This is a genomic window from Kineosporiaceae bacterium (assembly GCA_016713225.1).
Taxonomy (GTDB): domain Bacteria; phylum Actinomycetota; class Actinomycetes; order Actinomycetales; family Kineosporiaceae; genus JADJPO01.
The window spans coordinates 985,014-998,957 of record JADJPO010000002.1; the positions used below are offsets into that span (position 1 = coordinate 985,014).

At 71.6% G+C, this 13,944-nt stretch carries 12 protein-coding genes; 9 read left to right on the forward strand and 3 right to left on the reverse strand.

Annotated elements, in window-relative coordinates; genetic code table 11:
* Window positions 1-90: 90 nt before the first annotated feature.
* Complete coding sequence (locus tag IPK24_10505; GenBank protein ID MBK8075980.1) at window positions 91-393, reverse strand: WhiB family transcriptional regulator; 303 nt, start codon at window positions 391-393, stop codon at window positions 91-93.
* Window positions 394-643: 250 nt separating this feature from the next.
* On the opposite strand from IPK24_10505, the gene IPK24_10510 reads away from it, so the two are divergent.
* From IPK24_10510 to guaB, 4 genes are all read left to right on the forward strand, one after another.
* On the forward strand, window positions 644-1,258 hold the full coding sequence (locus tag IPK24_10510) for a response regulator transcription factor (GenBank protein MBK8075981.1): 615 nt from the start codon (window positions 644-646) through the stop codon (window positions 1,256-1,258).
* Between the two features lie 70 nt (window positions 1,259-1,328).
* Complete coding sequence (gene shbA / locus IPK24_10515; protein MBK8075982.1) at window positions 1,329-1,916, forward strand: RNA polymerase sigma factor ShbA; 588 nt, start codon at window positions 1,329-1,331, stop codon at window positions 1,914-1,916.
* On the forward strand, window positions 1,913-3,052 hold the full coding sequence (locus IPK24_10520; GenBank protein ID MBK8075983.1) for a hypothetical protein: 1,140 nt from the start codon (window positions 1,913-1,915) through the stop codon (window positions 3,050-3,052). The genes shbA and IPK24_10520 overlap by 4 nt, the downstream gene beginning before the upstream one ends.
* Window positions 3,053-3,096: 44 nt before the next feature.
* Window positions 3,097-4,608, forward strand: coding sequence for an IMP dehydrogenase (gene guaB, locus IPK24_10525; GenBank protein ID MBK8075984.1), 1,512 nt, complete (start codon window positions 3,097-3,099; stop codon window positions 4,606-4,608).
* Between the two features lie 35 nt (window positions 4,609-4,643).
* On the opposite strand, the gene IPK24_10530 is transcribed toward guaB, so the two are convergent.
* A complete protein-coding gene (locus tag IPK24_10530; protein MBK8075985.1) occupies window positions 4,644-6,536 on the reverse strand; it encodes a hypothetical protein in 1,893 nt (630 codons plus the stop codon).
* 80 nt (window positions 6,537-6,616) lie between these two features.
* Here IPK24_10530 and IPK24_10535 point away from each other — a divergent pair, with 80 nt between their 5' ends.
* The 5 genes from IPK24_10535 to IPK24_10555 all read left to right on the forward strand — a co-directional run bounded on the left by IPK24_10535 (window position 6,617) and on the right by IPK24_10555 (window position 12,056).
* Entirely contained in the window at window positions 6,617-7,750 is a 1,134-nt protein-coding gene (locus IPK24_10535) for a GuaB3 family IMP dehydrogenase-related protein (GenBank protein ID MBK8075986.1), read from the forward strand.
* A gap of 47 nt (window positions 7,751-7,797) precedes the next feature.
* Entirely contained in the window at window positions 7,798-9,465 is a 1,668-nt protein-coding gene (locus tag IPK24_10540; protein ID MBK8075987.1) for a glycerol-3-phosphate dehydrogenase/oxidase, read from the forward strand.
* 173 nt (window positions 9,466-9,638) lie between these two features.
* Window positions 9,639-9,992 (forward strand): hypothetical protein, encoded by a 354-nt coding sequence (locus tag IPK24_10545; protein MBK8075988.1) that lies wholly within the window; start codon window positions 9,639-9,641, stop codon window positions 9,990-9,992.
* A 44-nt stretch (window positions 9,993-10,036) separates the two neighbouring features.
* Entirely contained in the window at window positions 10,037-11,581 is a 1,545-nt protein-coding gene (locus IPK24_10550) for an aldehyde dehydrogenase family protein (protein MBK8075989.1), read from the forward strand.
* A 67-nt stretch (window positions 11,582-11,648) separates the two neighbouring features.
* Window positions 11,649-12,056 carry a DUF1707 domain-containing protein gene (locus IPK24_10555; protein ID MBK8075990.1) on the forward strand — a complete coding sequence of 136 codons (408 nt, stop codon included), beginning with the start codon at window positions 11,649-11,651 and terminating at the stop codon, window positions 12,054-12,056.
* Window positions 12,057-12,062: 6 nt separating this feature from the next.
* Here IPK24_10555 and IPK24_10560 read toward each other — a convergent pair whose 3' ends face one another.
* Window positions 12,063-13,865 carry a cache domain-containing protein gene (locus IPK24_10560; GenBank protein MBK8075991.1) on the reverse strand — a complete coding sequence of 601 codons (1,803 nt, stop codon included), beginning with the start codon at window positions 13,863-13,865 and terminating at the stop codon, window positions 12,063-12,065.
* Window positions 13,866-13,944: the final 79 nt, after the last annotated feature.

The window sequence follows — 13,944 nt, forward strand, 5'->3', positions numbered from 1 at the left end:
CTGAGAAAACACCGTCAGAACGAGAGCTGGGCTCGCCCCCACGGGGGCGAGCCCAGCTCTCGTTTGTCGCGTTCGCGGGCGTGGACCGGCTCAGCTGGCCGCCGAGACCTTGCGGCGGCGTCCGGTGCTGTAGAACTGCTCGCGGTCGTCCTCGCTGAGGCCACCCCACACGCCATAGGGCTCCCGGACGGCGAGGGCGTGCTCGCGGCAGAACTCGAGCACCGGGCAGGTTTCGCAGATCGCCTTCGCGGCGGCGTCCCGTTTGCGTCGGGCCGGCCCCCGCTCGCCCTCGGGATGGAAGAACAGGGTCGGATCGGTGTCGCGGCAGGCGCCCTCCAACTGCCAATCCCACAGGTCGGCCACCGGCCCGGGAAGTCGGGAGATCTCAGCCATCGGGTCTCACCCTCGCAAGTGCGGTCGGAAGTGCTTGTGCCTCGTGCGTCGCGGTGTCGAACGAGCGAGCTGCCCGCAGAGTGCCCACATTCGGCATGGGCTGAAACGTGGGGATCGTCTCGGTGATTCCTGACCCGCTCGCCGAGTCCGTCCCGCTCCACCGCTCAGGTTGCCTGGTCGGCCTGACGACACCATGCGCAGGACCGCCCTGGCACTGGGCCGGGCGGCCGTGGTGGAAAGGTGAGAGCCGGTGGCAACCGTGCTGGTCTGCGACGATTCCGCCCTCGTCCGCGAGTCTCTGCATCGGACACTGGCCAGTGTGCCGGGTATCACCAGGGTGGTTGACGCCTCCTCTGGTGAGGAAGCCCTGGCTCGTTGGCCCGTCGAGCGCCCGTCACTGGTCATGATGGACGTGCGCATGCCGGGCATCGGTGGCGTCGAGGCGACCCGACGGTTGCTGGCGCGACACCCGGAAGCTCTTGTGCTGATGGTGACGGTGGCCGAAGATGCCGAGGGGGTCGCCCGCGCCGTGTCGAGCGGTGCCCGGGGGTATGTTGTGAAGGACGCGACAAGGGAGGAGATGGCCGCCGCCGTGGTGCACGCACTGTCCGATGCCGTGTGGCGCCGCCCCATCCCGGCCCCGCGCAGCGTCGAGGCGGCCGCAGCGGCTCCTGCCCTGACCGAACGCGAGATGCAGGTGCTGACCGGCATGAGCCGTGGCCGGAGCAACGCCGAGATCGGCAAGGAGCTCTTCCTGTCCGAGGACACGGTCAAGACCCATGCTCGGCGGCTGTTCCGTAAGCTCGACGCAGCCGACCGGGCACAGGCCGTCGCGGTGGGATTCCGATGGGGATTGGTGCGCTGATCGGGTGGACTCGGGGCGGGTAACACAGGGGCAAGCGCCCCCCGGCGTAACGCGGTCGCCCGGTCATACGATGACACGGGCAGATGACGGTTCGGAGGGCCTTCAAGGCCTGCTTGCCGGTGCGCTCGCCGGGAACGCCCGCGCCACCGAGGATCTCCTGGCCGCCGTCCATCAGATGGTTCAGCGCTACTGCCGTGTCCGCTTGTCCCGTTACCCAGCGGCCGAGTACATGGCGGACGACGTGGCTCAGGAGGTCTGCATCGCTGTGTTGTCGGCCCTGACGCGCTATGTGGACGAAGGCAAGCCCTTCGAGGCCTACGTCTACAAGATCGCCGCGCACAAGGTCGCCGACGCCCAACGCCACACCTACCGCCACGCCCAGCCCCAGGCGGACATCCCCGACGTCATCGACCTGACGGACGGGCCCGAACAGCTCGTGCTGCGCGACGCGGACGCCCAGCAGGTGCGCGACCTGCTCGATCATCTGCCCGAGACCCTGCGCGAGCTCCTGGTCCTGCGGGTCGGCGTCGGATTGTCGGCCGAGGCCACCGGGCGTGCGCTGGACATGAGCCCGGGTGCCGTCCGGGTGGCTCAGCACCGCGCCCTGGCCAAGTTGCGGACGCAGGCGAACCTGATCGTGGACCGGCGGCCGCTGTGAACGAGATCCCCGGGGTGAGCACGGTGCCGACGAGCGGCGCACCGGACGTCGCGCTGCTGATCCAGACCGATGAACTCCTCGACCGCATCGGACGGCGGATGCCGGTCGCCAGAGACCTGGACGACCCGGTCCTGGCCTCGTTGGCCGTGTTGGCCGCGGACGTCGACCTGGCCCCGGTCTCCCTCGAACGAACCCGCCGCGCGGCCGTGCAGCGCGGTCTGTGGCCGCCGGACGTGCAACGGTTCGGCGGGGGAGTCGTCCACCGGGATGCCGCCGGCGATTCCGTACCGGCCACCCAACCGATCACCCTGCCGCGGTTGTGCCCCCCGGACGACGCGCCCGTGGCCTCGCCCGCGGCGCTCATCGCGCCTCAGCGCACGAATCCCGGTGCCGGGGGCACTCGCCGGGCCGAGCGCTCCCTGGCCGCGACCCGTCGTCCGGTGACCATCAGGGTGGTTCCCGGGCTGGTCGCCGCCGGGGCGGCCCTGGTGCTGTCGATGACGGCTGCCGCAGCCCTCACCCGAGGGGAGTCGGTCAATCCCGCGGCGGCCCTGGTGCACGTCGTGCGAGAGATGTCCGACGATGCGCCCCCGCCCGCTCCCGGCTCATCGTCCGGCTCGGCAGGCGAGGCCGGACGTGTGAGCGGCTCGAACGGGTCCGGCTCGGTGTCGCCCAGCTCCTCGTCGGTGCCCAGCGGGTCCACCTCGCCCGGTTTCGCCGGGCTCGGGCCGATCGGGCCGCTGCCGGTATCGCCGGGTCAGAGCACGACGGACCCCGAGAACCCCGGTGTGGTGGCGCCGGGAGGCCAGGCCGGCGGCGACGACTCGGGGCAGCATCCGACGGATGCAGCGACGGCGACCTCGGCGCACAGCGAGTCACCCGGGGCCGTTGTCCCGGTGACCGCGCCCACGGCAGGTGCCAAGCCGCCTCATCTGCCCCCTGGACAGGGCAAGGACTCGCGTCCACCTCACTGGCCGATACCCTCCCGCTCTCCGAACGGCCTCGGCGCCCACCCCCCGGTGCCCGGAGGTCACCCCGGCCCCGGCAACCCGGAGCACCACACCACATCGCCCGCGGCCAGCGTGGCCACCGCGCCGGCTGAGTCGACGCCGCAGCCCTCGTCGTCCGCCGGCTGACCTACGGCGACCGCGCAGGGTCGCGACACAACTACCATCGAGTCATGGCGGATCGTGACCCGGCCGTGGTGTTCGGCACCACCGGCCTCACTTATGACGACGTCCTGTTGCTTCCGGGCGAGACCGATGTGATCCCCAGCGAGGTGGACACCACCTCTCGGCTGACCCGCGGCATCACGCTGCGGATCCCTGTCGTCTCGGCGGCGATGGACACCGTGACCGAGGCGCGGATGGCGATCGCCATGGCCCGCCAGGGCGGTATGGGGGTGCTGCACCGCAACCTGTCGATCGAGGATCAGGCCTACCAGGTCGATCTGGTGAAGCGGACCCAGACCGGCATGATCTCGAACCCGGTCACCATCGGGCAGGACGCCACCCTGGAACAACTCGACGAGACCTGTGGCCGCTACCGGGTCTCGGGCCTGCCGGTGGTGGCTGCCGACGGCACCCTGCTGGGCATCATCACCAACCGCGACCTGCGGTTCACCCCGATCGCCGAGTGGGGAACCACGCTGGTGCGCGAGGTGATGACCCCGATGCCGCTGGTCACCGCCCCCGAGGGCATCGAGCGGGACGACGCCATCGCCCTGTTGCGTCGGCACAAGCTCGAGCGGCTACCGATCATCAACGCCGCCGGCACATTGGTCGGGTTGATCACGGTCAAGGACTTCGTGAAGTCCGAGCAGTTCCCCCACGCCACCAAGGACGCCGATGGCCGGTTGATGGTCGCCGCGGCGATCGGGTACTTCGGGGACGCCTGGAAGCGCGCCACGACCCTGGTCGAGGCCGGGGTCGACCTGCTGGTGCCGGACGTCGCCAACGGCCATGCCCGGCTCATGCTCGACATGATCCGTCAGCTGAAGTCCGACCCCGCCACCCGCCACGTGCAGGTGCTGGCCGGCAACGTCGCCACCCGTGAGGGGGCAGCAGCGCTGGTCGAGGCCGGCGCCGACGCGGTCAAGGTGGGCGTCGGGCCGGGATCGATCTGTACCACCCGGGTGGTGGCCGGGGTCGGTGTCCCGCAGGTGACCGCGGTCTTCGAGGCATCGCAGGCCTGCCGGCCGGCCGGCGTCCCGGTGGTGGCGGACGGCGGGCTGCAGTACTCCGGCGACATCGCCAAGGCCCTGGTGGCCGGTGCCGACGCCGTCATGATCGGGTCGCTGCTGGCAGGGTGCGAGGAGAGCCCGGGCGAGACGTTGCTGGTCAACGGCAAGCAGTACAAGTCCTACCGAGGCATGGGCTCGGTCGGGGCAATGAGTTCGCGGGGTAAGAAGTCCTACTCCAAGGACCGCTACTTCCAGGCCGACGTGGTCAGCGACGAGAAGATCGTGCCCGAGGGCATCGAAGGGCAGGTGCCCTACCGTGGCCCGCTGTCCGCCGTGATCCACCAGCTGGTGGGGGGTCTGCACCAGTCGATGTTCTACGTCGGGGGCTGGACCATTCCCGAGCTGCAGGAGCGGGGTCGGTTCGTGCGGATCACCCCGGCAGGGCTGAAGGAGTCCCACCCGCACGACGTCCAGATCACGGTCGAGGCGCCCAACTACTCCGGGCGCTGAACCACTTCGGGTGCTGAATCACGGCAGCTGCTGAATCACGAGCGCTGACCGGCGAGCTCGGTCAGGAAGGCCTTGGCGATCGGCGCGGCCACACTGCCGCCGCTGCGGCCCTGCTCGACCACGACGGCGAAGGCCACACCGCCCTGGTATCCGGTGAACCAGGCGTGGGTCTTCGGTGGGCTGGCGTTGCCGAACTCGGCGGTGCCGGTCTTGCCGAACACCGGCCCGCCCGGGGTGTTCGCCAGCACGGTCGCGGTACCGCCGGTGACCACGTCGCGCATCGCGGTGCGCAGTGCAGCGGTCGCGGTGGGGTTCAAGGGCACGGCGGCGGGCTGCTCGGTGGTGGTGGCCAGCCGCGGTGGCAGGTAACTGCCGCGGGCCACCGATCCCGACATCACGGCGAGGGCCGCCGGCGAGACCAGCACCCGCCCTTGGCCGATGGTGGCCGCGGCCTTGTCGGTGGCTCCGGTGGTGGTGGGCACCGAGCCGTCGAAGGCGTTCACCACCCCCAGCTCCTTCGCCCAGCCCGCCCCGATCCCGAGCGCGGCAGCGGCCTTGGTCAGGTCGTCGTCCGCCAGCTTGCGCGACAGTTGCACGAACGCGGTGTTGCACGAGTGCTGGAAGTCCTGCCGGAACGTGGGGGAGCCGAGGGTCTCGCCCTCGAAGTTGCGAAATGCCCGCCCGTCGATGGTGAAGGACGCCGGGCAGCTCACCGGCGAGGTGAGCGTCACCAGGCCCCGGCCCAGCAGCGCCGAGGTCGAGGCCACCTTGAACGCCGACCCGGGTGGGAAGCGGCCGGTCAGGGCGCGGTCGAAGCCGAACGCCGGCCGGTTCGCCGAGGCCAGGATCTCGCCGGTGGCGACATCGACCGCCACCAGGCCCGACGGGATGTCACCGCTGCCCACCAGGGCCTTCTCCGCGGCCGCCTGCACCTGCGGATCGAGGGTGAGTGTCACGTCCGTGCCGGGCACCCCGGGTTGATCGAACAGTGGGTTGCCGGCGTCCTGCGGCACCGTCACGCTGATCTCGGGGGTGCCGGCGAGCTGGGCGTCGAACCGCGCCAGCAGGCCGCTGAGGCCGGCCCGGTCACCGGCGACGAGCCGTCCATCGGACGCCGCGACCAGCTCGGCGGTGACCTCGCCGAAGGTGCCGAGCAGCGGTTGACCGAACTCTCGGGTCGGCGCCAGGGGTTGCGTGGTCTTCGGATAGACCACGCCGACCAGGGCGTCGAGGGCCTCTCGGCGAGCCTCGAAGTCCGGTTCGCGGTAGGTGATGACGGCGATCGTGGCCTTGGATCCGGCGCGCCGGGCCGCCGCGAGCTTGGCCACCAGCACCCCGGGCTTCTCCCCGACCAGACGCTCCAGCTGCGTGGCCACGTCCGGGGTGGCCCGCGTCGGGTCGAGCTGCACCGGGTACACCGTGCGCTGGGGCATCAGCGGCGTGCCGTCCCGGTCGAGCAGGTCGCCGCGTTCGGCGGGGGTCCGGGTCAGGGTCATGGCCTGCCCGGGCTTCAGCTCGGGATGCCAGTAGCTGCCGCGCTCGGGGGCGGCGATCAGCCAGCGATCGCCCTGCTGGGTCGCTGTGGTGGGCACCTCGTAGGCCCAGGTCACCCCGTAGGGCAGCGACCAGGTGACCTTCAACGTGGCGTCTGCCCGGTCCTGCCGGCGGGTGACGCGGTCGCGCTCCACGGTCACGGCCTGCGCCCGCAACCCGGCGGTCGCCAACTGCAGGGTGGTTGCCGCCTTCGGGTCGGCGAAGGGCACCCCGGTGACATCGCGTCGGGTCCAGCCGGCGGCCAGCGCGTCGATCGCCGCACTCGCCTGGTGGTCCAGCTCGGCCTCGGCGCGCTGATGGACGACGACCGCGCCACCGGCACCCGCGGCCGCGACCACCGTCACCACTGCCGCGATCACCAGGGGAGTTCGCATGGCGCCATCCAACCGCACCGACGTCGGGGTCGCAGCGGGGGTGAGGCGGAGGCGGCGAGCGGCACCGCTAGCCTGGCGCGGTGAACGAAATCGAGATCGGGCGGGGCAAGCGAGGCCGACGGGCCTACACCTTCGAGGACGTCGCGATCGTGCCCAGCCGGCGCACCCGTGACCCCGAGGAGGTCAGCGTCGCCTGGCAGATCGACGCCTACCGGTTCGAGCTGCCCGTCGTGGCCGCGCCCATGGACTCGGTCATGTCGCCCGCCCAGGCCATCGCCCTCGGCAACCTCGGCGGGCTCGGTGTGTTGGACCTCGAGGGCCTGTGGACCCGCTACGAGGACCCCGAGCCGCTGCTGGCCGAGATCGCCGAGCTCGAGCCGGACCAGACCACCCGGCGGATGCAGCAGATCTACGCCGAGGAGATCAAGCCCGACCTGATCGCGGCGCGGGTCAAGCAGATCCGCGACGGCGGGGTCACCGTCGCCGGGGCGCTCAGCCCGCAGCGCACCCAGCAGTTCTGGAAGACCGTGGTGGACGCCGGGGTCGACCTGTTCGTCATCCGGGGCACCACGGTCAGCGCCGAGCACGTCTCCGGCCGGGCCGAGCCATTGAACCTGAAGCGGTTCATCTACGAGCTGGACGTCCCGGTGATCGTCGGCGGCTGCGCCACCTACACCGCCTCGCTGCACCTGATGCGCACCGGCGCGGCCGGCGTCCTGGTCGGCTTCGGGGGTGGGGCCACCCACACCACCCGCACCACGCTGGGCATCCACGCTCCGATGGCCACCGCCATCGCCGACGTCGCCGCCGCCCGGCGCGACTACATGGACGAGTCCGGCGGACGGTACGTGCACGTCATCGCCGACGGTGGCATGGCGCTGTCGGGCGACATGGTCAAGGCCGTGGCCTGCGGCGCGGACGCCGTGATGCTGGGGACGGCGCTCGCCCGGGCCGCCGATGCGCCGGGCCGCGGCGTCCACTGGGGTCCGGAGGCCTACCATCCCCAGGTGCCTCGCGGGGAGCGGATGCCGGTCGAACGGGTCGGCAGCCTCGCCGAGATCCTGCTCGGCCCCGGTCTGCAGCCCGACGGCACCACCAACCTGGTCGGGGCGTTGCGCCGGGCGATGGCCACCACCGGGTACTCCGACCTGAAGGAGTTCCAGCGGGTCGAGGTCGTGGTCTCGCCGCACCGTCCCAGCGGCGGCGAGTCGTGACCGGCCCCTCGGCCGGCGTCCTCGGTCCGGCCGAGCGCACCGAGGCGATGGCCGCCATGCAGCGGCAGACCGTCGACGTCCTGGTGGTCGGTGGCGGTGTGGTCGGCGCCGGGTGCGCACTGGACGCCGCCACGCGGGGATTGAGCGTGGCCATGGTCGAGGCGCGGGACTGGGCCAGCGGCACCTCGTCCCGATCCAGCAAGCTGATCCACGGTGGCCTGCGCTACCTCGAGATGCTCGACTTCGCCCTGGTGCTCGAGGCGCTGCGCGAGCGGGGGCTGATCCTGACCCGGCTGGCGCCGCACCTCACCCGTCCGGTGCCGTTCCTGTACCCGCTCAAGCACCGTGCCTGGGAGCGCCCCTACGTGACCGCCGGGCTGACGCTGTACGACGTCATGGCGCGCACCGGTGACGCCTCCGCCGGGCTGCCGATGCACAAGCACCTCACCCGCAAGCAGGCGCTGCGGCTGGCCCCCAGCCTGCGCAAGGACGCTCTGGTCGGCGCTGTGCAGTACTACGACGCCCAACTGGACGACGCCCGGCACACCATGAACATCGTGCGGACGGCGGCCGCCTACGGCGCGCTGGTGGCCAACCGGGCCCGCGTGGTCGGCTTCCTGCGGGAGGGGGAGCGTGTCGTCGGGGCCCGGGTGCGCGACCTGGAGCGCGGGGTCGAGTTCGAGGTGCACGCCCAGCAGGTGATCAACGCGACCGGGGTGTGGACCGACGAGACCCAGGCCCTGGTCGGCGAGCGCGGCCAGTTCAAGGTGCGCTCGTCCAAGGGAATCCACCTGGTCGTGCCGCGGGATCGCATCCTGTCCTCCACCGGCATCATCCTGCGCACCGAGAAGTCGGTGCTGTTCGTGATCCCCTGGGGCCGGCACTGGATCGTGGGCACCACCGACACCGACTGGAACCTGGACAAGGCCCACCCGGCGGCGTCCAAGCGGGACATCGACTACGTCCTCGACACCGTCAACACGGTGTTGGCACGGCCGTTGACCCGCGAGGACGTCGAGGGCGTCTACGCCGGGCTGCGTCCGCTGCTGTCCGGTGAGAGCGACCAGACCTCGCAGCTGTCCCGCGAGCACGTGGTCGCCCACCCGACGCCCGGCCTGGTCGTGGTCGCGGGCGGCAAGTACACCACCTACCGCGTGATGGCTGCCGACGCCGTCGACGAGGTTGCTCGCGCGCTGGACTTCCGGGTGGCGCCGAGCTGCACCGACGAGGTGCCGTTGCTCGGCGCCGAGGGATACCGGGCGGCGTGGAACGCCCGCGCTCGCACCGCCGCGGCCACCGGGTTGCACGTGGCGCGGATCGAACACCTGCTGCAGCGCTATGGCTCGATGACCGACCAGGTGCTGGCGTTGTGCGCGGCCGACCCGGCTCTCGCCGAGCCGCTGACCGGAGCCGACGACTATCTGGCAGCCGAGGTGGTCTACGCCGCCTCACACGAGGGGGCGCGTCACCTGGACGACGTCCTGGCCCGCCGCACGCGGATCTCGATCGAGACCTGGGACCGGGGCGTGTCGACCGCGCCACAGGCTGGTGCGCTGATGGCCGGCGTGCTCGGCTGGAGCGCGGACCAACTCGACCGCGAGGTGCGCCACTATCTGGCGCGGGTCGAGGCCGAGCGGGCCTCCCAGGCACAGCTGGACGACGAGGCGGCGGACGCCGTCCGGATGGGCGCGCCGGAGATCGTGCCGGTGGCCTGAGCCACGTCACCTCGCGCCGACTCGCGTCGTCCGAGCCGTCCGCGTGCCGGCTGGCCCGAACGGCTGAGTGCCGTCCGGCAGTCGGGGGGTCACCGAGAAGGGCGGCTCAAGGGGTGGCGGATGCCTGCCGAAGGGGGAATCGGATCAGGCAACCGGCCCCTGGGGAGCAACTCGTGACGATCATCAAGGCGACGTGCCCGTGCTGTGGCGACGTCGAGCTGACGCGCGATCAGGTGAGCCTGACGGTGCACCCCGTCAAGGAGCGCTCCTCCTACGCCTTCGTGTGCCCGCAGTGTGGTGACGAGGTGCGCAAACCCGCCGGCGCCGAGGTGATCCGGTTGCTCAAGATGGGTGGCGTGACGGCGGTGCCGGTGGACATGCCGGCCGAGGCCGCCGAGCTGCACGAGGGACCCCGGCTGACCGAGGACGAGTGCCTCGACTTCGCCAACTGGTTGTCGTCGGCGACCGCGGTGGCCGCGGCCGCTGCGGTCGGCCTGCACCAGAGGCTGGACGCCGGTCTGGACTGAGCCTTCCCGGCGCCGCGCCGCTGGGCACCGGCTACCCTGCGGCCATGGCCATGGAGCGCTGGCGCACGCTGACGCACGGCGTGGTCGCCTCCGGGGCCGCAGGCTCGATCACCACCCGCTCGCCTTGGACGGGGGAGGCGCTCGCCGACCTGCCGCTGAGCACCCCCGAGGACGTCGGGATGGCGGTGCAACGCACCCGCGCGCGGCAGCCGGAGTGGGCCGCCCGATCTGCGCGGGAGCGGGCCGGCGTGCTGCTGCGGTGGCACGACCTGGTGCTGCGCCGCCAGGACGAGGTGCTCGATCTGATCCAACTCGAGACCGGCAAGGCCCGTACCCACGCCTTCGACGAGGTCGCCCACGTCGCGATGGTGGCGCGGTGGTACGCCCGCCGAGGTCCGGCGATGCTGGACGACGAGCGGCACGTGGGCCTGGTCCCCGGGCTGACCCGGATTCGCGAGGTGCACCACCCGCGCGGCGTCGTCGGGGTCATATCGCCGTGGAACTACCCGCTGACCCTGGGCATCGGCGATGCCCTGGCGGCGCTCCTGGCGGGCAACGCCGTGGTGATCAAGCCGGACGAGAAGACCACGGTGACGGCGCTGTGGGCGGCGCGCCTGCTGCGTGAGGCCGGCCTGCCGGAGGGCGTGGTGCAGGTGGTGGCGGGTGACGGCCCGGGGGTCGGCGGGGCGCTGGTGGGCGCCGTGGACTACGTCTGCTTCACCGGCTCCACAGCCGTCGGGCGGCTGATCGCCGAGCAAGCCGGGGGGCGCCTGATCGGCTGTTCCCTCGAACTGGGCGGCAAGAACGCGCTCTACGTGGCCGCGGATGCCGACCTCGACCGAGCCGCGGAGGGCGCCGTCCGTGATTGCTTCGGCAACGCCGGTCAGCTGTGCGTCTCGACCGAGCGGCTGTTGCTGCACGCCGACATCGTCGAGGCCTTCCTGGAGCGCTTCCTCGGCCGGGTGCGCCGGCTACGGCTGGGGGCCGCACTGGACTACTCGACCGACGTCGGCAGCCTGGTCTCGGCCGAGCAGTTGAGGCGTGTGGCGACCCACGTCGACGACGCGGTGGCCCAGGGCGCGCGGGTGCTCGCCGGGGGGCGAGCCCGACCCGACCTCGGCCCGACGTTCTACGAACCCACCGTGTTGGCCGACGTGCCGCCGGCGGCCGTCTGTTTCACGCAGGAGACGTTCGGTCCCGTGGTGATGGTGCGCATCGTGCCGGACGACGAGAGCGCGCTCGCCGTGATCGACGAGGGCGAGTTCGGGCTCACCGCCTCGTTCTGGACCCGTGACCCGGCCCGCGGCGCCGCCCTGGCCCGGCGCGTGAGCACGGGGACGGCGTCCGTGAACGAGACCTATGCCGTGGTGTTCGGCAGCGTGACCACCCCGATGGGCGGCCGGCGAGCCTCCGGCCTGGGGCGGCGTCACGGGCTCGACGGGCTGCGGCGGTTCACCGAGACCCAGTCGGTGGCGACCCAGCACGTGGTGGGTCTGGGGCCGCTCTATGCCCGGGGGCCGGGGCGTGTGGCATCCCTGTTCACCGGGGCGCTGCGGACGGCGCGGGCGGCGCGGCTGCCCTGGCCCTGAGCAGGTGGGGCATGCCCGAACCGTTGTGCGCTGCCGTGAGCTGGTGCGAGGTGTCAGAGTAGGGGCCATGAGTGACTCCGTCGTCCCGCCGCCCGCGGGTCCGCCGTCCGGGCTGCTCACCGAGTCCGATCGTGAGGCGGTCCTCGCGGCACTCACCGTGCACCGCGAGGCCGGCCGCCTCTCACCCACCGAGTTCGAGGCGCGTCAGGTGGTGGCATCGCGGGCCCGCACCTGGGCCGAGGTGGGCGTGCTGTTCGGCGATCTGCCGGCTCCACAGCCACAGCCACGCTCTGGTGCCCCGTTCGAGCCAGGAGCGACAGCCGCCGCCCCCGGTGGGGTCGACTGGTTGGCGAGGCTGGCCGCGGCCACGCCCATCATTGCTCTGATCTTGTTCTTCGTGACGAAGAACTGGCTCTGGTTCCTGATGGTCCCGTTGATGTGGACCCTGGCCAAGGGGCCGCACCGCCGGTCGTGACCGGCCTCAGTCGGCCGAGGACATGGCGAACCGGGCGAGGTAGCGGCGCAGCGCCTCGGCCGTCTCCCCGGTCGGGAACGGCTCGAACTGGATGCCGAAGGCCACCCGCTTGCGTCGCGGCATCCGGTGGCGCACCAAGCCGGTCAGCTCCAGGGCGCCGGCCTCGCTGCCGAGCTTGATCTGGATGATGTCGCCGGGCTGCATCCGCGCGAGCATGAACTCGTCACCGATGACGCAGCGCAGGCCTCCCTCGCCGACGTCCTCGAGCTGGACCGGTTCGGGCTGGGTATTGGCCAGGTTCATCTCGGCGAGCTCGTGCACCGGGATCCGCTCGTACTTGCGCCGTTCGTCCTCGTCGCCCACGATCGTGATGGCGGACAGGCGTTCCAGGGCGGTGTGGACCGTGGTGCTCAGGCTTCCCACCAGGTCGCGTTGGTGCGTGGCGACCCCGTTGAGTACCTCGGTGGCCTCACTCAGCCCACCGATGCGCTGGCCCATCCGCGTCACGGCGGCACCGACCGCGGCGGCGTCCTGCTGCAGTCGGGTCAGGGTGGCGGTGATCTCGTCGGTGGACTTCGCCGTGGTCAGCGCCAGCTCGCCGACCTCGCCGGCGACCACGCTGAAGCCGCGGCCGGCCTCGCCGGCCCGCGCGGCCTCGATGGTGGCGTTCAGGGCCAGCATCTTGGTCTGATCGGCGACGCCGGCGATGAGCTCGGCCATGCCGGCCACGGTGCGCAGGCTCTGACCCAGCGCGGTGGCCACCCGGTCGGCCTCGGCGGCCTCGGCGATCACCTCGCGGGTGACGACCTCGGCGGTGCCGGCCTTCTCGTCGATGGTGCCGGCGGCCTCCCCGACCGAGGCAACGTGCTTGACCAGTTCCTGCAGCTGGTGACCGACGGTGTTCACGGTCTCGTCGACCACTTTGCGGGCCTTGGCCCGGGCCCGGTCGACGGCTTCGCGCTGCTCGCGGAAGTTGTCGCGGATCTGCTGGTCCCGGTCCTGGGTGGCCAGCTCGATCTCGGCCTCCTGCTCGACCATGCGGGCGCGCGCCAGGGACACGGAATGACCGATCTGGGCCAGTTCGTCTCGACCGGCGGGCAACGGGTGCTCGGTGGTGTCGTGCTCGGCGAGGGCGAACACCCCGGTGTTCAGCAGTTCGACGTCACGCTTCGTCGTCCGCGCGATCAGGATCGTCGGGATGATCAGGATGAGCAGGCAGCTCAGCAGCACGATGCCCAGCCGCAGGCTCAGCGAGTTGGTGACCGCCGCGATGTCGTCGACGTAGGCCCCCGAACCGACGATCCAGCCCCAGGGCTGGAACCCCGCCACGTAGGAGATCTTGGGCTGTGGGTCCTTGGAGTTCGGCTTGGGCCACAGGTAGTCGACGTACCCCGAGCCCTGGGCCTTCACCAGGGTCACCATCCGCTGGAACAGCGGCAGGCCGTCGGGATCCTTCATGTCCTTGACCGACGTGTTGTCCAACGCCGGTTTGGTCGGGTGCATGACCATGACGTGGTTCAGGTCGTTGATCCAGACGTAGCCGTCGCCGTTGAACCGCATCACCTTCAGCAGCGCCTTGGCCTCGGCCTGCGCCTGCGCGCGGGTGAGGGTGCCGGCGTTCTCGCGCTGGTGCAGCTCGGCGACGACCGACATCGCCTCCTCGACGGAGGACTTCACCTGCGCGCGGTGTTCGTCCTCGATCCCGGAACGGATCTCGAAGACGCCCATGGCCGCCGTGGTCAGCATGCCGAGCATGGCCACGATGACCAGAGCCCACAGCCGTACGGTGACCGGGAAGCGGGTCAACACGTGGTTACCTCCCCGTCGAGCGGTCGCTCACCCTGCATGTCTCGGCCGCCCGCCACCCCGACCTGAGGCGATACCGTGG